Source organism: Cronobacter universalis NCTC 9529 (genome assembly GCF_001277175.1).
GTDB classification, from domain to species: Bacteria; Pseudomonadota; Gammaproteobacteria; order Enterobacterales; family Enterobacteriaceae; genus Cronobacter; species Cronobacter universalis.
Map to the genome: position 1 here is coordinate 911,427 of NZ_CP012257.1, position 24,181 is coordinate 935,607.

The following is a 24,181-nucleotide window of genomic DNA, read 5'->3' on the forward strand; positions in this document are numbered from 1 at the left end:
TACGATGGGGCTATAGCTCAGCTGGGAGAGCGCCTGCTTTGCACGCAGGAGGTCTGCGGTTCGATCCCGCATAGCTCCACCATCACTTCAGAGTGTACTCGATGAGTATACTGCGAAGTATTTGCTCTTTAACAATCCGGAACAAGCTGAAAATTGAAACAGACATGCTGTTGCATTTCTCCGTAATAAGGAATGCGCGGTGTGTCAGAGTCTCTCAAACTCGCAGCACGAAGACTTCTTCGGGTTGTGAGGTTAAGCGAACAAGCGTACACGGTGGATGCCCTGGCAGTCAGAGGCGATGAAGGACGTGCTAATCTGCGAAAAGCGCCGGTAAGGTGATATGAACCGTTATAACCGGCGATGTCCGAATGGGGAAACCCGGTGCACTTCGGTGCATCATCGTTTGATGAATACATAGTCAAACGAGGCGAACCGGGGGAACTGAAACATCTAAGTACCCCGAGGAAAAGAAATCAACCGAGATTCCCCCAGTAGCGGCGAGCGAACGGGGAACAGCCCAGAGCCTGAATCAGCGTGTGTGTCAGTGGAACGGTCTGGAAAGGCCGGCGATACAGGGTGACAGCCCCGTACACGAAGGCACACAGGTTGTGAGCTCGATGAGTAGGGCGGGACACGTGATATCCTGTCTGAAGATGGGGGGACCATCCTCCAAGGCTAAATACTCCTGACTGACCGATAGTGAACCAGTACCGTGAGGGAAAGGCGAAAAGAACCCCGGCGAGGGGAGTGAAACAGAACCTGAAACCGTGTACGTACAAGCAGTGGGAGCCTTCGTAAGAGGGTGACTGCGTACCTTTTGTATAATGGGTCAGCGACTTATATTCTGTAGCAAGGTTAACCGTATAGGGGAGCCGAAGGGAAACCGAGTCTTAACCGGGCGTTAAGTTGCAGGGTATAGACCCGAAACCCGGTGATCTAGCCATGGGCAGGTTGAAGGTTGGGTAACACTAACTGGAGGACCGAACCGACTAATGTTGAAAAATTAGCGGATGACCTGTGGCTGGGGGTGAAAGGCCAATCAAACCGGGAGATAGCTGGTTCTCCCCGAAAGCTATTTAGGTAGCGCCTCGTGAACTCATCTCCGGGGGTAGAGCACTGTTTCGGCTAGGGGGCCATCCCGGCTTACCAACCCGATGCAAACTGCGAATACCGGAGAATGTTATCACGGGAGACACACGGCGGGTGCTAACGTCCGTCGTGAAGAGGGAAACAACCCAGACCGCCAGCTAAGGTCCCAAAGTCATGGTTAAGTGGGAAACGATGTGGGAAGGCCCAGACAGCCAGGATGTTGGCTTAGAAGCAGCCATCATTTAAAGAAAGCGTAATAGCTCACTGGTCGAGTCGGCCTGCGCGGAAGATGTAACGGGGCTAAACCATGCACCGAAGCTGCGGCAGCGACACTATGTGTTGTTGGGTAGGGGAGCGTTCTGTAAGCCTGTGAAGGTGTGCTGTGAGGCATGCTGGAGGTATCAGAAGTGCGAATGCTGACATAAGTAACGATAAAGCGGGTGAAAAGCCCGCTCGCCGGAAGACCAAGGGTTCCTGTCCAACGTTAATCGGGGCAGGGTGAGTCGACCCCTAAGGCGAGGCCGAAAGGCGTAGTCGATGGGAAACAGGTTAATATTCCTGTACTTGGTGTTACTGCGAAGGGGGGACGGAGAAGGCTATGTCGGCCGGGCGACGGTTGTCCCGGTTTAAGCGTGTAGGCTGACTTTCCAGGCAAATCCGGAAAGTTAAGGCTGAGGCGTGATGACGAGGCACCACGGTGCTGAAGTGACAAATGCCCTGCTTCCAGGAAAAGCCTCTAAGCATCAGGTAACATCAAATCGTACCCCAAACCGACACAGGTGGTCAGGTAGAGAATACCAAGGCGCTTGAGAGAACTCGGGTGAAGGAACTAGGCAAAATGGTGCCGTAACTTCGGGAGAAGGCACGCTGACATGTAGGTGAAGCCCCTGCGGGTGGAGCTGAAGTCAGTCGAAGATACCAGCTGGCTGCAACTGTTTATTAAAAACACAGCACTGTGCAAACACGAAAGTGGACGTATACGGTGTGACGCCTGCCCGGTGCCGGAAGGTTAATTGATGGGGTTATCGCAAGAGAAGCTCCTGATCGAAGCCCCGGTAAACGGCGGCCGTAACTATAACGGTCCTAAGGTAGCGAAATTCCTTGTCGGGTAAGTTCCGACCTGCACGAATGGCGTAATGATGGCCAGGCTGTCTCCACCCGAGACTCAGTGAAATTGAACTCGCTGTGAAGATGCAGTGTACCCGCGGCAAGACGGAAAGACCCCGTGAACCTTTACTACAGCTTGACACTGAACATTGAGCCTTGATGTGTAGGATAGGTGGGAGGCTTTGAAGCGTGGACGCCAGTCTGCGTGGAGCCAACCTTGAAATACCACCCTTTAATGTTTGATGTTCTAACCTGGCGCCGTGATCCGGCGTGGGGACAGTGTCTGGTGGGTAGTTTGACTGGGGCGGTCTCCTCCCAAAGTGTAACGGAGGAGCACGAAGGTCAGCTAATCCTGGTCGGACATCAGGAGGTTAGTGCAATGGCATAAGCTGGCTTGACTGCGAGAGTGACGGCTCGAGCAGGTGCGAAAGCAGGTCATAGTGATCCGGTGGTTCTGTATGGAAGGGCCATCGCTCAACGGATAAAAGGTACTCCGGGGATAACAGGCTGATACCGCCCAAGAGTTCATATCGACGGCGGTGTTTGGCACCTCGATGTCGGCTCATCACATCCTGGGGCTGAAGTAGGTCCCAAGGGTATGGCTGTTCGCCATTTAAAGTGGTACGCGAGCTGGGTTTAGAACGTCGTGAGACAGTTCGGTCCCTATCTGCCGTGGGCGCTGGAGAATTGAGGGGGGCTGCTCCCAGTACGAGAGGACCGGAGTGGACGCATCACTGGTGTTCGGGTTGTCATGCCAATGGCACTGCCCGGTAGCTAAATGCGGAAGAGATAAGTGCTGAAAGCATCTAAGCACGAAACTTGCCCCGAGATGAGTTCTCCCTGACTCCTTGAGAGTCCTGAAGGAACGTTGAAGACGACGACGTTGATAGGCCGGGTGTGTAAGCGCAGCGATGCGTTGAGCTAACCGGTACTAATGAACCGTGAGGCTTAACCTTACAACGCCAAAGAAGTCTGGCGTGTTGAGAGAGACATTCAGCTTGTGACGGATAAACGTTCATGGCGTAAGCGGTGGACGAACAGAATTTGCCTGGCGGCTGTAGCGCGGTGGTCCCACCTGACCCCATGCCGAACTCAGAAGTGAAACGCCGTAGCGCCGATGGTAGTGTGGGGCCTCCCCATGCGAGAGTAGGGAACTGCCAGGCATCAAATTAAGCAGTAAGCCGGAACAATAATCCGGTGGTGTGAAGAAATTCGGTGGAGCGGTAGTTCAGTCGGTTAGAATACCTGCCTGTCACGCAGGGGGTCGCGGGTTCGAGTCCCGTCCGTTCCGCCACTTATTAAGAAGCCCTGAGTATTTACTCAGGGTTTTTTTTCGTCTGTACATTAATCATTGCCTTTTTAGCAAAAAACTCCTGCTGTTGTTGCCCTTTTTCACCTTAATTATTCCTCTCATACTCTCTGCACATTCAGAAGAGAGGTAAGAGATGACTGTTCCTGCATTGGGTTTAGGCACATTCCGTCTGAAAGATGACGTTGTAATCGCATCGGTAAAAAACGCGCTTGAACTAGGCTATCGCGCCATCGACACCGCGCAGATCTATGATAACGAAGCGGCAGTGGGGCAGGCGATTGAAGAAAACGGTGTGGCACGCGATAAGTTATATATCACCACCAAAATATGGACCGGGGATCTGAGCAAAGATCGCCTGATCTTAAGTCTGAAAGAAAGCCTTCAGAAATTAAGGACGGATCACGTCGATCTGACGCTGATTCACTGGCCTTCACCAGGAGGTGCCGTCAGCGTTAAAGAATCCCTCGGGGCGCTGCTTGAAGCTAAAGCACAAGGCCTGACGCGTGAGATCGGTATTTCTAATTTTACGATTGCGCTGATGCAGCAGGCTATCGATGCCGTTGGCGTCGATAATATCGCGACCAATCAGATTGAGCTGTCGCCTTATCTGCAAAACCGTAAGGTGGTTGAATGGGCGCAGGCGCGGGGAGTTCATATCACTTCTTATATGACGCTGGCCTATGGGAATGCGCTTAAGGATGAAACGATTATCCGAATTGCGCAGAAGCATAATGCCACGCCTGCGCAGGTCATCCTCAGTTGGGCAATGGCTCTGGGCTATTCAGTGATCCCCTCTTCAACGAAGCGCCAGAATTTAAAAAGCAATCTGGACGCTTTAACGTTGACGCTGGATGCGGATGATATGAAGGCCATCGCCGCGCTGGAGCGCAACGAGCGCCTGGTGAGTCCTGATGGCCTGGCGCCAGACTGGGATTGAAGGTAGCCCCCTGTTGGGGCTATTTTTTTACCCACTCGCTCAGAAAATCAATAAAGGTTCTGATGCGTGTACTGACGGCACGATCGCTGTAATAGACCGCACTGAACGGCATTTGTACTGGCAGCCTGTACTCTGCCAGCAATTCCACCACCTCTCCTCGCTCAATTTCTTTATCAATCATGTAGTCTGAAAGGCACGCGATGCCGTTACCGGTGAGGCACAGTTGCTTGAGCGTTTCGCCGCTGTTCGAGGTCATTCCCGGCGTAATTTCCAGTAACTGACCATCTTTACAGGCGACAGGCCAGGTGTTGAGGGAAACGGGCTCGGTAAAGCCCAGACAGACATGATCTTTAAGATCGCATATCGTCGCGGGCACCCCATAACGCTCAAGATAATCTGGTGCGGCCACGATTTTCCGGTAACTGGTAAAGAGCGGTCTTGCGCGCAGGCTTGAATCTGTCAGCGTACCTGCACGGATGGCCACGTCTACTTTTCGTTCTATCAGGTTTATAAAGGTTTCTGACGAGACCAGCGAGAGCGTAACTTCAGGATAGCGTTCGCGGAAGGGCTTAATCATGGGCAGCAATAAATGGAGGATCACTGGCGTAGCGGCGTCTATCCGCAACAGCCCGCGCGGCGTCTGGCGACTTTCCATCAGCTCGGTTTCGGCTGCCGCCATCTCCTGTAACACCTGCTGGACGCGGCGAAAATATCGCTCGCCTTCCTCTGTCAGGCTCAGCTGGCGCGTCGTGCGGTTCAGCAAACTGACGCCAAGTTTCATCTCAAGCTTCTTCACTGCGCGGCTGACGGCTGAATTCGCGAGATTGAGCTGCTCTGCCGCCCGGCTAAAACTCCCGCTTTCCACCACGGCGACAAAAATAATCAGTTCATCAGAAGAGGCTTTCATTGTTGCTCCACAGGCAAAATTTGCATGGCATTTTAGAACGTTTTGTTATTTAACCCCAGCGTCTTACAGCGCGCCATTCACGAGGGGGCGCGTTGATGCGCTGAAATAAGACGACACGCGGCTTTCATCCCGCCCATTGCATCTGTGAGCTAAAATCCCTATAACAGGTAAAGGTCGCTTATCTTGCGAATACATCTACAGGGGTTAGCAGCGAAACGTGCGAAAAAATACTTATGCCATGCGCTATGTCGCCGGTCAGCCAGCAGAACGCATTCTGGCGCCAGGATCGTTTGCGAGTATAGGAAAGGCATTGCCCGCCGGCGCCCCCCTTCCTGGAGACGGTTCGCTCCGGGTACTGGTCTGGAATATCTTCAAGCAGCAGCGCGCTGAATGGCTCTCGGTTCTGCAAAATTTCGGTAAAGAGGCGCATCTGGTCTTATTGCAGGAGGCCCAGACGACGCCTGAGCTGGTGCGCTTCGCGACGTCCAACTATCTGGCGGCCGATCAGGTCCCGGCTTTTGTGCTGCCGCAGCACCCGTCAGGCGTGATGACACTCTCCGCCGCGCATCCGGTCTATTGTTGCCCGCTTCGCGAGCGTGAGCCTATACTGCGTCTCTCTAAATCGGCGCTGGTAACCGTCTATCCGCTCCCTGACGGCCGTTTATTAATGGTGGTAAACATTCATGCAGTCAATTTTAGCCTTGGCGTGGATGTCTACAGTAAACAGCTCGGGCCTATTGGCGATCAGATAGGCCATCACAGCGGTCCGGTGATCATGGCCGGCGATTTCAACGCCTGGAGCCGCCCGAGGATGAACGCGCTTTACCGCTTCGCGCGTGAAATGTCGCTGCGAGAAGTCCGTTTTACCGATGACCAGCGCCGTCGCGCGTTTGGTCGCCCGCTCGATTTCGTGTTTTATCGCGGTCTTGCCGTACAGGAAGCCTCCGTTCTGGTGACCCGCGCCTCCGATCACAACCCGCTACTCGTCGAATTCAGTCCCGGCAAACCTGAGCAGAAGTAAGGTGTGTCAGGTCTGCCGTTGGGCAGACCCTGCGCCTGCCCTTTCTTTTACTCAACGCAAGGACATGACAATGGCAACACACTCTCATCACGACAATGTCGACAAGCAGTTTGGCTCTCAGGCGAAAGCCTATTTAACCAGCCAGGTGCATGCAACGGGGCGCGATCTCGTTCATCTGCGCGAGCGGCTGGCGGCATTCCCGCAGGCGCGGCTGCTCGACCTCGGGTGTGGAGCAGGGCATGCCAGCTTTACGGCGGCGGAACAGGTACGGGAAGTGGTGGCGTACGACTTGTCTTCTTCCATGCTTACGGTCGTGGAAGAGGCGGCGCGTGAACGCGGGCTTACGCATCTGTCGACCTGTCAGGGCTATGCCGAATCGCTGCCTTTCGGGGCGGAGAGTTTTGATATTGTCATCAGCCGCTATTCAGCGCACCACTGGCACGATGTCGAACTGGCGTTGCGTGAAGTGAAGCGTGTTCTTAAGCCCGGCGGCATGATGATCATGATGGATATTCTCTCGCCTGGCCATCCGGTGCTGGACATCTGGCTGCAAACGATCGAAGCGCTGCGTGATACGTCACATGTTCGTAACTATGCCAGCGGCGAGTGGTTGCAGATGTTCAATCACGCGGGGCTTATTACGCGAGATGTGCGTACCGACAAACTGGCGCTGGAGTTCGGCAGCTGGATTGCGCGTATGCGTACACCCGACGCGCTGGCGCAGGCTATCCGTATTTACCAGCAAAGTGCGTCAGCGGAAGTGCAACGCTATTTCGCGCTGCAGGAGGACGGCTCCTTTACCAGCGATACGATCATCATTGAGGTAAATAAGGCGGCGTGACGCCATAAAAAGAAAAAGGCACCGGGGGAATCGGTGCCTTTCTTGATCATGCGGCTTGTCGTCAGGAATCCGGCGTCGAACTGTTCTTCACAAACAGGGTGATCTGATCGCCCGGTTGCAGATTGTCCGTATCGCTGTTCCAGCGCAACACATCCTTGATGTTAACGCCGTGACGCTTAGCGATGCTTGCGAGCGAATCGCCCTTACGCACTTTGTAGGTGATGCTGTCATTGTTGCTTGCCAGTTCACCCGCGCCGCTAACCGTGCCGACAGAGAGCGTCTGGCCTGGTTTCAGCTTCGCGCCGCGCAGATTATTCCAGCGCTGCAAATCTTTGGTGCTGACGTTCATCCGCGCGGCAATCGCCGAAAGCGTATCGCCAGAACGGACTTTATACGTCCGCGCAGACAGTGAATTGTCCGCGACCATAGTCGGCTGAACCGCGGCGATTTCACTGGCGGCCAGAGACGTACGCAGCTGCTGCGCATGTTTCTGTGGAACCATTACGTACTGTGGCCCGCTCGCGCCTAGGGTAGAGCCCTTAACGCCTGCATTGAAGGTTTTCAGTTTATTCACTGAAATCCCGGCCATTTCCGCCAGCTGTTCCATTTCCACCGGATTATTGACCTTCACGCGTGCCAGCGCGCGGCTTTCATCCGTTGACGGTAAACGCACCCCATACCTTTTGCTGTTTTTGAGTATGTCACTCAGCGCCAGCATTTTCGGCACGTAAATTTTGGTTTCCTGTGGCAGTGAGAGCGACCAAAAATCCGTGGGTTTGCCACGAGCTTTATTCGCTTTCATTGCCTTCAATACACGACCTTCACCGCTATTGTAAGCCGCGACAGTCAGTAACCAGTCGCCGTCAAACATCCGGTTCAGACGTTGCATCATGTTCAGTGCGGCTGTAGTTGACGCCACCACGTCACGACGCGCGTCGTAATTTCGGGTCTGTTTTAAACCATAATTCCGCCCCGTGCTCGGGACAATCTGCCAGATGCCTGCGGCATTCGCGCCAGATGTCGCGTGGGGGTTAAAAGCGCTCTCCACTATGGGTAGTAGTACCAGTTCCATTGGCATATTACGTTTTTTAATCTGCCCGGCTATCCAGTACATATACGGCTCTGCCCGTAAAGTTACATCGTGGAGATAGCTCTTATTACTCAAGTACTTCAGTTTTTGTTCGCGGATCCGGTCATTTTCCGGAATCCCCATCTTTAGCTCGTCGCCAATGAAAGTCCACAGGTCCTGATCTTGCGCGAGGAACGTTCCATCGTCCATCCACCGCGCAGAAGCCGCTCGACCAGCGAACTTTCCTGCTTCCCCTTGACCAGCCGCAGAAAGGCTCTGTGCATGCTGTTGGACACCGCCGTCATGTTGAGACGCCTGGCACCCCACAAGCAGGACAGAGGCGAGTAAGATCGCTTTTGCCTTCATGTGTGTGTCAATAGTTGCTTAAAAGACGAGCAATGATAACGGCGAAGTTTCCCGAATACAAGTAAGAATTTTTAGAAGTTATCTTTCTTTGACCTTAACCACGCGAATCTCTCCTCAGGGGTTGACAACCGCAGTTCTAGATTAATTTTTTCAATTAAATCATTATCTTCCAGTCGCAGGTAAAGATTTATTTGGCGCTCATTTTTAAGAATTGAGGGGAGTGTTTTTTGATTTTTTGCACGTAACTCATTAACTTCTCGATAATATTGGTTTAAAGCAGGATCGGCCGGCAAAATAGCCACTAAAAACTTAAGATTGCTTAATGTGTACTCGTGGGCGCAGCAAATAAGGGTGTTTTCAGGCAGCGCGTTTATTTTCTGGAAGGATTGATACATCTGCGCGGGCGTGCCTTCAAACAGGCGTCCACAGCCGGCTGAGAACATCGTGTCGCCGCAGAAAAGATAAGGGAAACTGAAATATGAGAAATGTCCTAAAGTGTGACCTGGCGTAGAAAACGCGAGGAATTCACAACCCAGAACGTTGAACTTCTCACCATCGTTGACTATAACCTGCGCGCCTTTGCTGCGGGTCTCTTCCGGCCCGTACACGACAATATCCGGAAACCGCGCCACTAACGCTTCTACACCGCCTGTATGGTCGTGATGATGATGCGTAAGCAGGACAGCCGCCAGCTGCCACTGATTTTCTTCAATGGCGCGAAACACGGGTTCCGCCTCGCCCGGGTCGACAATCAGGCATTTTCCTTCATCATCATTCAACACCCAGATGTAGTTATCCTCGAAAGCGGGAATACTGTTAAGATTCATAAATCACCTCTAATGCGTTACGGAAGGTAGTGATGAAACCGGCAAGGACACCCGCGACACTCAGCGCACCGGCCCACTGGGATGCGTTTTCCTGGGGCGACCATTACCGCGCGACGCTTGAGCGGGAACTCCAGCCCTGGCTTGGGAAAATGTATGGCTTTCATTTACTTAAGATAGGCAATCTCAGCGCGGAGATAAACACCGAAGCCTGCGCGATTTCACATCAGGTCAATGTCGCCCTGCAGGGCGACGCGTTGCAGGTTAAGTGCGATCCGCTGCATCTGCCGTTTGCCGCGAAATCCGTGGATGCCTGCCTGCTGGCGCATACGCTGCCCTGGTGCCCCGATCCGCACCGTCTGCTCAACGAGGCCGACCGGGTGCTGATTGATGATGGCTGGCTCATTATGACGGGCTTCAACCCGGTCAGCCTGCTTGGGGCCGCCAAACTTCTGCCGTTTGTGCGCAAACGTGCGCCTGTGAACAGCCGCATGTTTACCATGATGCGCCAGATGGACTGGCTATCGCTGCTTAATTTTGAGCTGCTTTATTACAGCCGTTGCCAGGTATTGCCGTGGTGTCGTCAGGGCGGAAAGATGCTGACCAAACATCTGCCGGCGCTGGGGTGTTTACAGGTGATGGTGGCGCGTAAGCGCACCATCCCGCTGACGATAAACCCGTTAATGAAGCCGCGCGCCCGCACGCATCTGCGCCCGGCGGTCGGCGCCACGCGCCAGTACCGTAAACCTTAGCTGGCCGTCGCTTCCGGCTGATAACCGGTATCTTCCAGCGTCGGGGCCATGGCCGCCGCGCGGGCCAGTTCGTCGCAGCGCTCGTTTTCCGGGTGGCCGGCGTGGCCTTTTACCCACTCCCATTTGATTTCATGCTGGCTCAGCGCCGCATCCAGCCGCTGCCATAAATCGACATTCTTTACCGGTTTTTTCTCGGCCGTTTTCCAGCCGCGCTTTTTCCAGTTATGGATCCACTGCGTGATGCCCTGGCGTACATACTGGCTGTCGGTGCTGAGCGTCACAATGCAGTGCTCGCGCAGCGCCTCAAGGGAGACAATCGCCGCCATCAGCTCCATGCGGTTATTGGTAGTCAGGCGATAGCCCGCGCTGAAGGTCCGCTCATGTTGCTTATACCGCAGAATGGCACCGTAGCCGCCTGGCCCCGGGTTGCCGAGACAAGATCCATCGGTGAAAATTTCTACCTGTTTACGCATCTCTGGTAGACTTCCTGTGAGTAAAAAGCCAAGTCTGACATAAACGAGCGCTATGAGCACAGCTATTACACGACAGATCGTTCTGGATACCGAAACCACCGGTATGAACCAGATAGGCGCCCATTATGAAGGGCACCGTATTATTGAGATCGGTGCGGTCGAAGTCATCAACCGCCGCCTGACCGGCAATAACTTCCACGTCTACCTCAAGCCCGACCGGCTGGTGGACCCGGAAGCCTTTATGGTTCACGGGATCTCCGATGAGTTCCTGATGAATAAACCCGTTTTCGGCGATGTGGTGGAAGATTTTCTCGATTACATCCGCGGCGCTGAGCTGGTCATCCATAACGCCTCGTTCGATATCGGCTTTATGGATTACGAATTCGGTATGCTTAAGCGCGGCCTGCCGAAAACCGAAACGTTCTGCAAAATCACCGACAGCCTGGCGCTGGCCCGTAAAATGTTTCCGGGCAAGCGCAATAGCCTTGATGCGTTATGCTCGCGTTATGAAATAGACAACACCAAGCGTACGCTGCACGGGGCGTTACTCGATGCCCAGATCCTCGCGGATGTCTATCTGGCGATGACCGGCGGGCAGACTTCCATCGCGTTCGCGATGGAAGGGGACGGGCAACAGCAGCGCGATGATACCAGCATTCAGCGTGTGGTGCGCCAGGCGTCGCGCCTGAAAGTGGTCAGGGCCTGCGATGAAGAGCTGGCGGCGCATGAATCGCGTCTCGATCTGGTGCAGAAAAAGGGCGGCAGTTGCCTTTGGCGCGCCTGATTGTACTGAAAATGCTGACAAATTCGCCGTGCGGGCGATTTTTAAAGCAAACGATTCAAAATGTGAGAAAAAGCGTTGACGGCACAGGGGCCAGTCCGTAATATTCGCCCCGTTCCCCAGGGAACACAACGCGGAGCGGTAGTTCAGTCGGTTAGAATACCTGCCTGTCACGCAGGGGGTCGCGGGTTCGAGTCCCGTCCGTTCCGCCACTATTCAGAAAGCCCGAATCAGCAATGATTCGGGCTTTCGTCATTTCTGCGGTATAAAAGATGATTCCTGTTTGAGAGATATTTCTTTTGACTGGCCTGAAATGAGATTCAACGCATAGCCTGCCATCAATTTACGCATTCGGCCGAGTATAATCTATACAAAAAGGCCGGGAATGTATCCTGGCCAGTAGAGATAGATAATTGATAAAACATTAACCCATTAAATTATTCACTTTCCATTATTAGCGAGGCAGAAGCCTGAAAAGCACCTGTCGCAAGGCGTGTTGCAGCGTTTTGTTTGACGAGCGCAAACGAGACATTATCGGAGCCTTGACCATTGGTGATTACGCTTGAGAAATAGCCGTTTACCGGCACAACGCTCCCGTTATGAAGCATAGTAATGCCTAAACCTGGTGTGGATGTCAGGAATGCGCCATTTTCATCATATTCACCCGCGGCAGCGGCACTGAGTGTGATCTTTATTGGGGAAGAGTACGTTTTATCATCGCAATTAAAGTTTAAAGGAACGTCTCTGGTCAGTGCCTGCGTGGGAGCAGACTGAACGTCAGTCACGATGACTGTTTGATAATCCACATCGATAACGCTGCCGTTATTAATTTTACAGGTGGTCGTATTAATATAGGTATCATTGTTTGAAATAAAATTCCACGTGTAATACCAGGTACCATCTTGTGAGCTGGTCTGGCGGAACTCGATTTTAAGCAATAGATCTCCTTTGTTTATTTTTAACGGCTTGATGATTTGCTTGTCGAGATAAATAAAGAAGCGAGAATTAATATTTCTGGAGCCTTTGCTAAAACTGGGAATAATGGTTTTTCCGACCGATGATGCTAAAGAGTAATTGGTCCCGGAAATTTCAATTCCTGCAATAGGTTCCAACAGACCTACCGTGCTTGGTGGGGTTCTTTCGCTAATATAGAGTGTATCTACCACGCCAGGAGCATCGTTCGTGCAGGTGATCTGGGAAAGATCAATCAGGATATTTTTGCCATCTTCGAAATTCGGGTCGACATCAATGGTTACCGTGCTGCTTCCTCCATGGACAGGGATTGAACCGTAGGGACCATCGCAGTGAAAAGCGAAAGCGGCTTGAGAAAACCATAATAACTGGGTTAAGAGAAGGAGTATAAGGCTACGCATCAGCGTATTATTGCAAAAAAGGGAGTCACGGTTACTATTTTTCATGTTCATCGTAAAAATGAAAAAAGCCTTAAAGGCTATTTTAATGGATAGAGATGATAAACGCGCTTTTTATATCGCCAGATAAAAAACATGAATGTGTAATGTTATTCTCTGTTATGCGTTATTGTATAAAAAGAGCCTGTTGGATTTACGAACGCTATGGATTGTATGAAAAACAGGGTTAAAGGAAAACTGAAAACGTACTAAACTCTTTTTTTAGAATACTGGCTTAATTAATGTTAATTTCGTTGGTCTGGTAAGGAAATTTATGATTGGGCATACGTCATATGACTGGCCAGCGACGCTGAGCGCTGGCTGGCCATACTTCCTTTTCCCCTCTGTTTACCCGAGCGTAAACCGGTCGGCGTCCTGCCAGGCGGGGAATTTCTCGCGATAATCTTTAAGCGATTCCAGCGACAATTCGGCTTCCACGCGTACCGCCTGATGCGCCTCGCTCGCGGCGATGATTTCGCCCTGCGGGTTGATAATGCGACTGTCGCCGCGATAGTGATGGCCGTTGCCGTCGCTGCCGACGCGGTTACAGCCCGCGACATACGCCTGGTTTTCGATAGCGCGCGCCGTCAGCAGCGCCTGCCAGTGCAGGGCGCGCGGGGCGGGCCAGTTCGCCACATACAGCGCCAGGTCATAATCGTCGCGGTTGCGCGACCACACCGGGAAGCGCAGGTCGTAACAGACCAGCGGCAGAATGCGCCAGCCGCGCCACTCCACCACCAGGCGCGTGTCGCCTGCCACATAATGCTGATGCTCATCGGCCATGCGGAAGAGATGCCGTTTATCGTAGCGATGCACCGCGCCCTGCGGCTCCGCCAGTAAAAAACGGTTCACCGGCCCGCGCTCGCTCTGCAACGCCGCGCTGCCGGCCACCATCGCGCCGGTCTGGCGGGCTTTTTCCTGCATCCAGGCGACGACGGTCTCTTCGGGCAGCGACGACTGCGCGGCTTCCATCGCAAAGCCCGTGGTAAACATCTCCGGCAGCACAATCAGATCCCGTCCCTGCACCTTTTCCAGCAGCACGTCGAAGTGGCGCAGGTTAGCGGGACCGTCCATCCAGCTCAGCGGCTGCTGCATCAGCGAAATTTTTAAACCAGACACGTTCAGACTCCCCCGTCATTGGCAACTCTGGTCACTTTATCATGCACGCGACAGGATGCTAGGCAATAAAAAACCCCGCCGGAGCGGGGTTTTTTACAGGCCAGAATCAGGCTGCTTCGACTTTACGTACCGTCTCCGGCAGCTTTACCGGCTGTGTCGCCAGCGCATCCGGCTCGAAATCGTCTACGTTAATGCTGCGCAGACGGCTCTCTTCGGCGCGGATAAGAATGGCGGCCTCGTCTTCATTGATGCGGCCTTCTTTCAGCGCGCGTTTCGCCAGCTCATCAAGACGGGTAAACGGCAGGTTTTTGCCCATCTCTTTGCAGATCCGCTGGTGGACAGGATCGGCGGCCATCACCTCCAGCAGCGCCTGTTCCAGCAGCCCGACCGGGTTATGCTCGCTCGGCGTCAGGTACTGACCGCGGCCGATGCGCGAGCGGGTCGCCGACGGCGTTTGCAGGATCTTCGCAAGCTTATGGTCGAGCTTATCGGAAGGCGCGTCGTAACGGCGGCCCGCCGGGAAAATCGCCAGGCTCAACAGGCCAGCCACCGCGCCATTCGGGAAGTTACGCAGCAGATCGCTAATCGCCTGCTCGGCCTGATGCAGCGCATCTTGCACGCCCCAGTGCACCAGCGGGAGATCCGCTTCCTGGCGGCCTTCGTCGTCATAGCGTTTCAGGACTGCCGAGGCCAGATAGAGCTGGCTCAGCACATCGCCCAGGCGCGCCGAGATACGCTCGCGACGCTTCAGGCTGCCGCCCAGTACCGCCATCGACACGTCGGAGAGCAGCGCCAGGCTGGCGCTCAGGCGGTTGATATGCTGATAGTAGCGGCGCGTGGCGTCGCGGGTCGGGCTGCGGCTGGTCAGGCCGTTGGTCAGGCCAAGCCAGAAGCTGCGCACCAGGTTGCTGCCCACATGGCCAATATGGCGGAACAGCAGCTTATCGAAGGCGTTCACGTCGTTATTCTGCGCCGCCGCCATCTCTTCCAGCACATACGGATGGCAGCGGATCGCGCCCTGGCCGAAGATCATCATGGTGCGGGTCAGGATATTCGCGCCTTCCACGGTAATCGCGATAGGCGCGCCCTGGTAAGCGCGGGCCAGGAAGTTGCCCTCGCCGAGCATAATGCCTTTACCGCCTGCGATATCCATCGCGTCAATAATGGACTGCTGACCGCGGTGGGTGCAGTGATATTTCACAATCGCCGACAGTACCGCCGGTTTTTCGCCAAGCATAATGCCGTAAGTAATCAGCGACGCCGCGGCGTCCATCACGTAGGCGTTACCGGCGATGCGCGCCAGCGGCTCTTCAATCCCTTCCATCTTACCGATCGAGACTTTGAACTGACGGCGAATGTGGGCGTAGGCGCCGGTGGCGAGCGCAATCGACTTCAGGCTACCAGTCGAGTTGGACGGCAGCGTAATGCCGCGGCCCACCGACAGGCATTCCACCAGCATACGCCAGCCCTGACCGGCCATTTTCGGCCCGCCGATAATGTAATCGATAGGCACAAAGATATTGTTGCCGCGCGTCGGCCCGTTCTGGAACGGCACGTTGAGCGGGAAGTGGCGGCGGCCGATTTCAACACCTGGCGTGTTTGTCGGGATCAGCGCGCAGGTAATGCCGAGCTCCTGCTCGCCGCCCAGCAGGCGATCCGGGTCAGAGAGTTTAAACGCGAGGCCCAGCACCGTAGCGATAGGCGCGAGCGTAATGTAGCGCTTGTTCCAGGTGAGGCGCATGCCGAGCACCTGCTCGCCTTGCCATTCGCCCATGCAGACCACGCCGGTATCCGGAATGGCGCCCGCATCGGAGCCCGCTTCCGGGCTGGTCAGCGCGAAGCAGGGGATTTCCACGCCACGCGCCAGGCGCGGCAGGTAGTGGTTCTTCTGCGCGTCGGTGCCGTAGTGTTGCAGCAGTTCGCCAGGGCCGAGGGAGTTTGGCACGCCCACAGTGATGGCGAGAATGCCGGAGACGCCGGAGAGTTTTTGCAGCACGCGGGACTGCGCGTAAGCCGAGAACTCCAGACCGCCGTACTCTTTTTTGATGATCATCGCGAAGAAGCGATGCTCTTTCAGGAACGCCCACAGCTCCGGCGGCAGATCCGCCATTTCGTGGGTTATCTGGAAGTCATTCGCCATGCGGCACGCTTCTTCCACCGGGCCGTCAAGAAACGCCTGCTCTTCGGCGGTCAGCTTCGGCTGCGGGTAGTTATGCAGCTTCTGCCAGTCCGGGTTGCCGCGGAACAGATCGCCTTCCCACCAGGTCGTCCCGGCGTCGATCGCTTCTTTCTCCGTGCGCGACATCGGCGGCATCACTTTACGAAAGCCGCGGAACACGGGCGCGGAGATCAGCGATTTACGCACTGGCGTAACGTTCAACGGCACCAGAATAATCGCCAGCGGCACCAGCAGCCACAGCGACCAGAGGCCGACGGCGCCCAGGGCGGCGGTCCAGGCGAGCAGGATCAGGCTGCTGAGCGGCAGGCTGACGCGATGGTAAAACAGCGCACCGATCAGAACGAGGGTGGCAACGATACTCAAGATCATCATAAAGAAAAGCTCCCTTGCTTGTAGGAGGTCTGACCACTTGTGATGATATGGTTGTAGAGGATGTTGCTTTTTTTAGCAATGCGTTCACAAAATAATTACAACCTGGCTCACATTGTTGCCGCACGTAAACGCAAAACCTGCACGCCCGGCGCGGCGTAGCGCTTCTCGCTCCGGGCACTATCCGCTACACTGCATCCGGTTACTTTTTAATGCTGAAGGATATCCCTCATGTACCAGGATCTGATTCGTAACGAGCTGAACGAAGCGGCCGAAACGCTGGCTAACTTTCTGAAAGATGAAGCCAATATTCACGCTATCCAGCGTGCGGCGGTGTTGCTGGCGGACAGCTTTAAAGCAGGCGGCAAAGTGCTCTCCTGCGGTAACGGCGGCTCGCACTGCGACGCGATGCACTTCGCCGAAGAGCTGACCGGGCGCTACCGTGAAAATCGTCCGGGCTACCCGGCAATCGCAATTTCCGACGTCAGCCACATCTCCTGCGTCGGTAACGACTTCGGTTACGACCATATCTTCTCCCGCTATGTCGAAGCGGTTGGGCGCGAGGGCGATGTCCTGCTCGGCATTTCTACCTCCGGCAACTCCGGCAATGTGATCAAAGCGATTGACGCCGCGCGCGCCAAAGGCATGAAAGTCATCACGCTGACCGGTAAAGACGGCGGCAAAATGGCCGGAACGGCGGATGTGGAAATTCGCGTGCCGCATTTTGGCTATGCTGATCGTATTCAGGAAATTCACATCAAAGTGATCCACATCCTGATCCAGCTTATCGAAAAAGAGATGGTCAAAGCCTAATAAGGCGTTGTTGCCGGGCGCGCGCGACGCACGACCGGCTTGCCCCAGTGACGCCTTCCGAAAGGAAGGCGGCGTGTGATGAGGTGATCTATGTGCGAACTGCTCGGGATGAGCGCCAACGTGCCGACGGATATCTGCTTTAGCTTTACCGGCCTCGTGCAGCGGGGCGGGGGAACCGGGCCGCATAAAGACGGCTGGGGCATCACCTTCTACGAAGGCAAAGGCTGTCGCACCTTTAAAGATCCGCAACCGAGCTACAACTCGCCCATCGCGAAACTGGTGCAGGACTACCCCATTAAATCCTGTTCGGTGGTGGCGCATATCCGCCAGGCGAACCGCGGCGAAGTGGCGCTCGAAAACACCCATCCGTTTACCCGCGAGCTGTGGGGCCGCAACTGGACGTACGCCCATAATGGCCAGCTGACCGGCTACCGCTCGCTCGATACCGGCCCGTTTCGCCCGATCGGCGAAACCGACAGCGAAAAAGCGTTCTGCTGGCTGCTGCACAAACTCACCACGCGCTACCCGCGCACGCCGGGCAACATGACGGCGGTCTTTCGCTATATCGCGGAGCTGGCGGGCGAACTGCGGGAGAAGGGCGTGTTCAATATGCTGTTATCCGACGGACGCTATGTGATGGCGTTCTGCTCCACCAATCTCTTCTGGATAACGCGCCGCGCGCCGTTTGGCGTCGCCAAACTGCTCGATCAGGATGTGGAAATTGATTTTCAGGAGGAGACCACACCCAATGATGTGGTCACGGTGATCGCCACTCAGCCGCTGACGGGCAATGAAACCTGGCACAAAATCATGCCAGGCGAGTGGGCGTTATTTTGTCTCGGGGAGCGTGTAGTTTGACGCCAGCTGCGGGTGCACCACGCTGCTGTTGAGCGGCTTGCTGACCACGTAACTGCCGTTCACCACTGAAACCACCGGCGGCTGACGGGTTGCCATAAAGTAGTCGTAGCCGGGCTTAAGCTGTTTCCAGAAGCCGATATAGTACGAGTACTTGTGGCGCTCCATATTGGCGTCGGTCATGCGGAACGGATAGATGCTGACCTGCACGTTGGGCTGACCAAACACCAGCGCGCCGGTGACGAACTGGAAAATCTCATCGATATTTTTATCGGTCATCGCGTAGCAGCCCACGGAAACGCACGCGCCGTGGATCATCAGATACTTCCCTTCATACCCGTTAGCGCGGTCAAAGGCGTTCGGAAAACCGATATTGATCGCTTTATAAAAACGGCTGTCGGGTTTGAGCTGGCTGCGCTGCACGCTATAGAAGCCTTCCGGGCTTTTGAAATCGCCCTGACGGCGTTTCGGCCCAAGACCGCCGGAATAGTTGCAGATATTGTAGCTATCCAGTAACTGATACTGTTCGCCCATCTTGACGTACAGCTCAAGCTTGCGCTCTTCCTTAAAGATCTGGATATAAACCGGGGAACCCATTAATTGCTGTTTTAATTCTTTTTTTATCGGGGTAACGCTGTCGCTACTGACTGTACTGGCCCATGAAAAGCACGACACCAGAAGCATCGCAATTAACAATGCGATTTTACGCATACTGCTTGTTTCCTTGATAAAGCTAAGACCGATGCCGAAAGGCGAAGGGATCCAAAATAAGACTATTCTGGTTCAGGAGCGCTCACATTAGCACCGCTGTTATTTTTCGCAAGCGCTGCCTGCTGCGTTTACAATTAAGTTCCACTTAACTTCCTTGCACGCCCCAGAATTTACTCAATTTAACGGAAATAAGGAAGGTTGCCGCCGCCCCCATTTTTTGCCAGACTGTATGGACATACAGTGCGGGGTTTCGCGATGCGCAAAATCATTCATGTCGATATGGACTGCTTTTTCGCGGCGGTAGAGATGCGCGATAATCCAGCCCTGCGCGATATTCCGCTCGCCATTGGAGGCAGCCGCGAACGGCGCGGCGTTATCAGCACCGCCAACTACCCGGCGCGTAAATATGGCGTGCGTAGCGCCATGCCCACCGCGATGGCGCTCAAACTCTGCCCGCATCTCACGCTGCTGCCGGGGCGTTTTGAGGCTTATAAAGAAGCGTCCGCCCATATCCGGGAAATTTTCTCGCGCTACACCTCGCTGATTGAACCGCTCTCGCTCGACGAAGCGTATCTGGATGTCTCCCATAGCCCGCACTGTTACGGCTCGGCCACGCTGATGGCCAAAGAGATCCGCCAGACGATTTTCGACGAACTCCAGCTCACCGCGTCGGCGGGTATCGCGCCGATCAAATTCCTCGCCAAGATCGCCTCCGATCTCAACAAGCCCAACGGGCAGTATGTGATCACGCCTGAAGAGGTGCCGGCGTTTTTGCGCACGCTGCCGCTTGGCAAGATCCCGGGCGTCGGCAAGGTGACGGCGGCGAAGCTGGAGAGCCTCGGCCTGCGTACCTGCGAGGATGTGCAGAAGAGCGATCTCGCCGCGCTGCTCAAACGCTTTGGCAAATTCGGGCGCGTGTTGTGGGAGCGCAGCCAGGGGATAGACGACCGGGAGATCAGCAGCGACAGGCAGCGTAAATCGGTTGGCGTTGAGCGTACGCTGGCGGAGGATATTCATGAATGGGCGGAGTGCGAGGCGATTGTGGAGCGGCTCTACCCGGAGCTTGAGCGCCGCCTTGCCGCCGTTCAGCCGGACCTGCGCATCGCCCGCCAGGGCATTAAGCTCAAATTCAACGATTTCCAGCTCACCACCCAGGAGCATGTCTGGCCGAAGCTTAGTAAAGAGGATCTGCTCGCTACGGCGCGCAAAACCTGGGACGAGCGCCGCAGCGGGCGCGGCGTACGGCTGGTGGGGCTGCATGTGACGCTGCTTGACCCGCAAATCGAGCGTCAGCTGGTGCTGGGGCTGTAGGGGCTTATCTTCGGGCTCGGTGGGTGCGCTTCGCTTACCCACCCTACATAATGATAACCGCCGGGAAGCGTAGGGCGGGTAAGCGCCCACAGTTAACCCTGTAGGGCGGGTAAGCGTCAGCGCACCCGCCACCGTACCCCTACCTGAACTAATAGTTATCCGTGATTCATCATTGTACCGGCATACCGCTCTCGTTATGATGCAGGCCGTTTTTCCCCATTCTCATCATCTGCAAAGGAGGCACATCATGACTTACACCACGCTGATTACGCTTTGCAGACTGACCCAGGACTAATTCCGCTTTTTTTATTGCCCGGGTTTTCGTCTGCCACATCCTTATTTTTTCCACATTATGGATTGGTATATGGGCAATTTTATTCGTCCCTTGTCTGACGCTGTCGCATATCTTGCGTCGGACGATCTCTGGATTGAAAGCGCCGCCACGCAACAACTGTTAACCACCGCCAGGCTTGCGGGAATGACCCGCGTGGTCGGCATGCCGGATCTGCATCCGGGGCGCGGTTACCCCATCGGCGCGGCCTTTTTCTCCGTTACTCGTTTTTACCCGGCGCTGGTGGGTAATGACATTGGCTGCGGCATGGCGCTGTGGCAAACCTCGCTGTTAACCCGCAAGCTCAACCTCGATAAACTCGAAAAGCGCCTGCAAACCTACAGCGATATCGCACCGGCCGACTGGCTGGAAGCGGCGCTGCCGCCATCGCTTGCTGCTCACCCGTACGCGGCGTCGCTTGGCTCGGTGGGCGGCGGCAATCACTTTGCGGAGCTGCAGCAAATCGACAGCGTCTATGACGACGAGGCGATTGCGGCGCTCGGCATCCGCCCTGCGCAGCTCCTGTTGCTGGCGCACAGCGGCTCGCGCGGGTTTGGTCAGCAGATCCTGCGCGCCCACGTTGAGCGCTTCTCCCACGACGGGCTGGAAGCGGGCAGCAAGGAGGCCGGCGAGTATCTGGCGCAGCATCAGCAGGCGCTCGATTTCGCGGTCGCCAACCGTGCGCTCATCGCGCGTCGTTTGCTGGCGCATATCAAAGAGACCGGCGAGCCGGTGCTTGATGTTAACCATAACCTGCTTGCGCCTTACACCTTAGGCGACACGCAGGGCTGGCTGCATCGTAAAGGTGCGACGCCCGCCGATCTCGGCCCGGTCGTTATCCCTGGCTCGCGCGGCGATTACAGCTATCTGGTGCAGCCGACGGGCGGCAGCGAGGCGCTTGATTCGCTGGCGCACGGCGCAGGCCGTAAATGGATGCGTACCGAGTGCAAGGGCCGTCTTTCCGGTAAATTCAGTCCGGCGCAGCTCTCCCGTACGGCCTTTGGCAGCCGGGTGATTTGCCGCGACCGTCAGCTTATCTACGAAGAAGCGCCGCAGGCGTATAAATCGATAGAGAGCGTGATGCAGTGCCTGACGGGCGCGGGGCTGGTGAAGCCGCTCGCGCGCCTGAAACCGGTGCTGACGTTAAAAACCAGCGGGGAGCGAAGCGAATGATCTTATTGCAACTCTCTTCCGCGCAGGGGCCGGACGAATGTTGTCTGGCCGTCAGCAAGGCGCTGGAGGCGCTGCGCAAAGAGGCGGCGCAGGCGCATGTCGCGCTGTCGGTTATAGAAGAAGAGCCGGGGCCCCGCGCCGGTACGCTGCGCTCGGCGCTGGTCTCGCTTGAAGGCGAAAACGCGCAACCGCTCGCGCAGCGCTGGTGCGGGACGGTGCAGTGGACATGCGAAAGCCCGTATCGTCCGCGTCATGCCCGTAAAAACTGGTTTATCGGCGCGGCGGTGTTTACGCCGGTGGGCGAGATGCCGGAAAGCGACATTCGTTTTGACGCGTTGCGCGCCTCCGGGCCGGGCGGGCAGCACGTCAATAAAACCGATTCGGCGATACGCGCCACGCATGCGGCGAGCGGCATCAGCGTGAAGGTGCAGTCAGAGCGCAGCCAGCATGCCAATAAAAGGCTGGCGACGCTGTTGATTGCGCATAAGCTCGAAGCGCAGCGCGACGCGCAGAGCGCAGGGCAAAAAGCGCAGCGGCGGTTGTTTCATCATCAGATAGAGCGCGGCAATCCCACGCGGTGTTTTACGGGGAAAGGTTTTACGCCGGTGAAGTGATCGCGGCCGCGTTTAAAGGTGGGCGCGCCATACTGGAAGATGGGTGCGCTCACGCTTACCCACCCTGGATGATGATAACCGTCGGGAAGCGTAGGGCGGGTAAGCGCAGCGCACCCGCCGCTGACATCCCCCGTTAAACCCCGTAGGGCGGGTAAGCGTAGCGCACCCGCCGTTTCCCACTCCGCCACAACAAAAAAGGCGGCCCCGTGGCCGCCTTTCTTTTGCATCAAACGCTTACTTCGCCGGGATCGCTTTCAGCAGCTCGGTCAGCAGCGTCCAGTAGTGGCCCACGCTTTCGATATGTACCTGCTCATCCGGCGAGTGCGGCCCGGTAATGGTCGGCCCGATAGACACCATATCCATCTGCGGGTACGGCTTCTTGAACAGCCCGCACTCAAGACCCGCGTGGATCACCTGGATATTCGGCGTCTTGTTAAACAGACGCTGATAGGTTTCACGCACCAGCGCCATCACCGGCGAGCTCGCGTCCGGCTGCCAGCCAGGGTAGCTGCCTTTGGCCGCGGTTTTCGCGCCTGCCAGCGCGCCGAGCGATTCCAGCATACTCACGACATACTCTTTACCGCTGTCGATAAGCGAGCGGATCAGGCAGATGATTTCCGCCTGCTCGTCGGTCATGGTCACCACGCCCACGTTCAGGGAGGTTTCCACCACGCCTTTCGCCACGTCAGAGTTGCGAATCACCCCGTTCGGCGTCGCGTTCAGCAGCGCGATAAACGCATCGCGGCTCTGCGCGGTCAGCGCGGCTTTATCGGTCGTGGCCGCTTCCAGCACAACGGTGATGTTCTTCTCTTTAACAGAGAGCTCGTTTTTCAGGATATCGAGATAGGCATTCGCCAGCGTTTTCAGCTCGCCCGCGTTAGCGGCAGGCACCGCAACGGTCGCGAACGCTTCGCGCGGGATGGCGTTACGCAGCGTACCGCCGTTGAAATCCACCAGACGCAGATCCAGCGCCTGCGCGTGACCGCACAGGAAACGCGCCAGCAATTTGTTGGCGTTGCCGAGGCCCAGATGAATATCGCCGCCGGAGTGGCCGCCCTTCAGGCCTTTGAGCGTCAGTTTAAACGTCTCAAAACCGGCCGGAATAGCTTCGCGGGAGAGCGGCAGCGTGGAGATAAAATCGATACCGCCGGCGCAACCCATGTAGATTTCGCCTTCTTCTTCGGAATCGGTATTAATGAGGATATCGGCCTGCAGCCAGCCTGCCTGCAAACCAAACGCGCCGTCCATCCCGGCTTCTTCGGTCATGGTCAGCAGCACTTCCAGCGGGCCGTGTACGACGCTGTCATCCGCCAGCACCGCGAGCGCGGACGCCATACCGATGCCGTTATCCGCGCCAAGCGTGGTGCCGCGCGCTTTCACCCATTCGCCATCGATATACGGCTGGATAGGATCTTTCGTGAAATCATGAACGGTGTCGTTATTTTTCTGCGGCACCATATCGAGGTGCGCCTGTAGCACGACCGGCTTGCGGTTTTCCATGCCGGCGGTGGCCGGTTTGCGAATTAAAATGTTGCCCACCTGGTCGCGCTCGGCGAACAGGCCTTTTTCCTTCGCCCAGCCCATGATGTGTTCGGCGAGTTGTTCTTCATGGTAGGACGGATGCGGAATGGAGCAGATTTTCGCGAAAATATCCCACAGCGGCTGAGGGGAGAGTTGAGACAGTTCAGACACGTTAAGTCTCCTTGACTGGGCCCGGTGCAGCGCGGCGTACGGGCCTCTGGGTTATCGTTGTGATGTGCCGCAAGACGGGCCTGGGCAATAGCCCGAGAATACCACTTTCTTCTATGCCGTGCAGAC

General features: G+C 55.8%; 19 protein-coding genes, 3 tRNA genes and 2 rRNA genes. 15 read left to right on the forward strand and 9 right to left on the reverse strand.

The features are described from left to right. Positions 1 to 6: 6 nt before the first annotated feature. From AFK65_RS04115 to dkgB, 5 genes are all read left to right on the forward strand, one after another. Positions 7 to 82: transfer RNA gene (locus AFK65_RS04115), tRNA-Ala, on the forward strand. 168 nt (positions 83 to 250) lie between these two features. Further along, positions 251 to 3,152 (forward strand): 23S ribosomal RNA (locus AFK65_RS04120). A gap of 91 nt (positions 3,153 to 3,243) precedes the next feature. Continuing rightward, positions 3,244 to 3,359 (forward strand): 5S ribosomal RNA (gene rrf, locus AFK65_RS04125). A gap of 54 nt (positions 3,360 to 3,413) precedes the next feature. Next, a tRNA-Asp gene (locus AFK65_RS04130) sits at positions 3,414 to 3,490 on the forward strand. Between the two features lie 151 nt (positions 3,491 to 3,641). Then, a complete protein-coding gene (gene dkgB, locus AFK65_RS04135; RefSeq protein WP_007697959.1) occupies positions 3,642 to 4,445 on the forward strand; it encodes a 2,5-didehydrogluconate reductase DkgB in 804 nt (267 codons plus the stop codon). Positions 4,446 to 4,464: 19 nt separating this feature from the next. Here dkgB and yafC read toward each other — a convergent pair whose 3' ends face one another. Beyond that, positions 4,465 to 5,352, reverse strand: a complete 888-nt coding sequence (gene yafC / locus AFK65_RS04140; RefSeq protein ID WP_007697961.1) for a DNA-binding transcriptional regulator YafC — start codon at positions 5,350 to 5,352, stop codon at positions 4,465 to 4,467. 217 nt (positions 5,353 to 5,569) lie between these two features. Here yafC and AFK65_RS04145 point away from each other — a divergent pair, with 217 nt between their 5' ends. Together AFK65_RS04145 and AFK65_RS04150 are read left to right on the forward strand one after the other, a co-directional pair. Beyond that, on the forward strand, positions 5,570 to 6,373 hold the full coding sequence (locus AFK65_RS04145) for an endonuclease/exonuclease/phosphatase family protein (RefSeq protein WP_012815381.1): 804 nt from the start codon (positions 5,570 to 5,572) through the stop codon (positions 6,371 to 6,373). Positions 6,374 to 6,443: 70 nt separating this feature from the next. Continuing rightward, entirely contained in the window at positions 6,444 to 7,214 is a 771-nt protein-coding gene (locus tag AFK65_RS04150; protein WP_007697967.1) for a class I SAM-dependent methyltransferase, read from the forward strand. Positions 7,215 to 7,275: 61 nt separating this feature from the next. On the opposite strand, the gene mltD is transcribed toward AFK65_RS04150, so the two are convergent. Both mltD and gloB read right to left on the reverse strand, forming a co-directional pair. Continuing rightward, a complete protein-coding gene (gene mltD / locus AFK65_RS04155; RefSeq protein ID WP_038857939.1) occupies positions 7,276 to 8,649 on the reverse strand; it encodes a murein transglycosylase D in 1,374 nt (457 codons plus the stop codon). Between the two features lie 71 nt (positions 8,650 to 8,720). Further along, positions 8,721 to 9,476 carry a hydroxyacylglutathione hydrolase gene (gene gloB, locus AFK65_RS04160; protein ID WP_007697998.1) on the reverse strand — a complete coding sequence of 252 codons (756 nt, stop codon included), beginning with the start codon at positions 9,474 to 9,476 and terminating at the stop codon, positions 8,721 to 8,723. Between the two features lie 32 nt (positions 9,477 to 9,508). On the opposite strand from gloB, the gene AFK65_RS04165 reads away from it, so the two are divergent. Next, positions 9,509 to 10,225 carry a class I SAM-dependent methyltransferase gene (locus AFK65_RS04165; protein ID WP_038857937.1) on the forward strand — a complete coding sequence of 239 codons (717 nt, stop codon included), beginning with the start codon at positions 9,509 to 9,511 and terminating at the stop codon, positions 10,223 to 10,225. Here AFK65_RS04165 and rnhA read toward each other — a convergent pair. Then, on the reverse strand, positions 10,222 to 10,797 hold the full coding sequence (gene rnhA / locus AFK65_RS04170; protein WP_161571848.1) for a ribonuclease HI: 576 nt from the start codon (positions 10,795 to 10,797) through the stop codon (positions 10,222 to 10,224). The genes AFK65_RS04165 and rnhA overlap by 4 nt on opposite strands. Here rnhA and dnaQ point away from each other — a divergent pair. Together dnaQ and AFK65_RS04180 are read left to right on the forward strand one after the other, a co-directional pair. After that, entirely contained in the window at positions 10,751 to 11,482 is a 732-nt protein-coding gene (gene dnaQ, locus AFK65_RS04175; RefSeq protein ID WP_038857929.1) for a DNA polymerase III subunit epsilon, read from the forward strand. The two genes, rnhA and dnaQ, sit on opposite strands and share 47 nt — an antisense overlap. A gap of 132 nt (positions 11,483 to 11,614) precedes the next feature. Continuing rightward, positions 11,615 to 11,691, forward strand: a tRNA-Asp gene (locus AFK65_RS04180). Positions 11,692 to 11,916: 225 nt separating this feature from the next. Here AFK65_RS04180 and AFK65_RS04185 read toward each other — a convergent pair. From AFK65_RS04185 to fadE, 3 genes are all read right to left on the reverse strand, one after another. Then, positions 11,917 to 12,897, reverse strand: a complete 981-nt coding sequence (locus AFK65_RS04185; RefSeq protein WP_007698049.1) for a fimbrial protein — start codon at positions 12,895 to 12,897, stop codon at positions 11,917 to 11,919. Between the two features lie 339 nt (positions 12,898 to 13,236). After that, the gene (locus AFK65_RS04190; protein WP_007698051.1) at positions 13,237 to 14,007 is read right to left on the reverse strand and encodes an amidohydrolase; all 771 of its coding nucleotides are present in this window, start codon (positions 14,005 to 14,007) and stop codon (positions 13,237 to 13,239) included. 106 nt (positions 14,008 to 14,113) lie between these two features. Beyond that, positions 14,114 to 16,558, reverse strand: coding sequence for an acyl-CoA dehydrogenase FadE (gene fadE / locus AFK65_RS04195; protein ID WP_038857927.1), 2,445 nt, complete (start codon positions 16,556 to 16,558; stop codon positions 14,114 to 14,116). Between the two features lie 228 nt (positions 16,559 to 16,786). Here fadE and lpcA point away from each other — a divergent pair, with 228 nt between their 5' ends. Next, on the forward strand, positions 16,787 to 17,368 hold the full coding sequence (lpcA, locus tag AFK65_RS04200) for a D-sedoheptulose 7-phosphate isomerase (protein ID WP_007698112.1): 582 nt from the start codon (positions 16,787 to 16,789) through the stop codon (positions 17,366 to 17,368). A gap of 90 nt (positions 17,369 to 17,458) precedes the next feature. Further along, positions 17,459 to 18,226, forward strand: coding sequence for a class II glutamine amidotransferase (locus tag AFK65_RS04205; RefSeq protein ID WP_004385353.1), 768 nt, complete (start codon positions 17,459 to 17,461; stop codon positions 18,224 to 18,226). Here AFK65_RS04205 and dpaA read toward each other — a convergent pair. Beyond that, on the reverse strand, positions 18,197 to 18,934 hold the full coding sequence (gene dpaA / locus AFK65_RS04210) for a peptidoglycan meso-diaminopimelic acid protein amidase (RefSeq protein ID WP_007698120.1): 738 nt from the start codon (positions 18,932 to 18,934) through the stop codon (positions 18,197 to 18,199). The two genes, AFK65_RS04205 and dpaA, sit on opposite strands and share 30 nt — an antisense overlap. Positions 18,935 to 19,189: 255 nt before the next feature. Here dpaA and dinB point away from each other — a divergent pair, with 255 nt between their 5' ends. The 3 genes from dinB to prfH all read left to right on the forward strand — a co-directional run bounded on the left by dinB (position 19,190) and on the right by prfH (position 22,363). Continuing rightward, complete coding sequence (gene dinB, locus AFK65_RS04215) at positions 19,190 to 20,245, forward strand: DNA polymerase IV (protein ID WP_007698122.1); 1,056 nt, start codon at positions 19,190 to 19,192, stop codon at positions 20,243 to 20,245. Positions 20,246 to 20,609: 364 nt separating this feature from the next. After that, the gene (locus AFK65_RS04220; protein ID WP_007698125.1) at positions 20,610 to 21,749 is read left to right on the forward strand and encodes an RNA ligase RtcB family protein; all 1,140 of its coding nucleotides are present in this window, start codon (positions 20,610 to 20,612) and stop codon (positions 21,747 to 21,749) included. Further along, positions 21,746 to 22,363 carry a peptide chain release factor H gene (prfH, locus tag AFK65_RS04225; protein WP_038857924.1) on the forward strand — a complete coding sequence of 206 codons (618 nt, stop codon included), beginning with the start codon at positions 21,746 to 21,748 and terminating at the stop codon, positions 22,361 to 22,363. The genes AFK65_RS04220 and prfH overlap by 4 nt, the downstream gene beginning before the upstream one ends. Positions 22,364 to 22,597: 234 nt before the next feature. Here prfH and pepD read toward each other — a convergent pair whose 3' ends face one another. Then, positions 22,598 to 24,055 (reverse strand): cytosol nonspecific dipeptidase, encoded by a 1,458-nt coding sequence (gene pepD, locus AFK65_RS04230; RefSeq protein WP_038857922.1) that lies wholly within the window; start codon positions 24,053 to 24,055, stop codon positions 22,598 to 22,600. Positions 24,056 to 24,181: the final 126 nt, after the last annotated feature.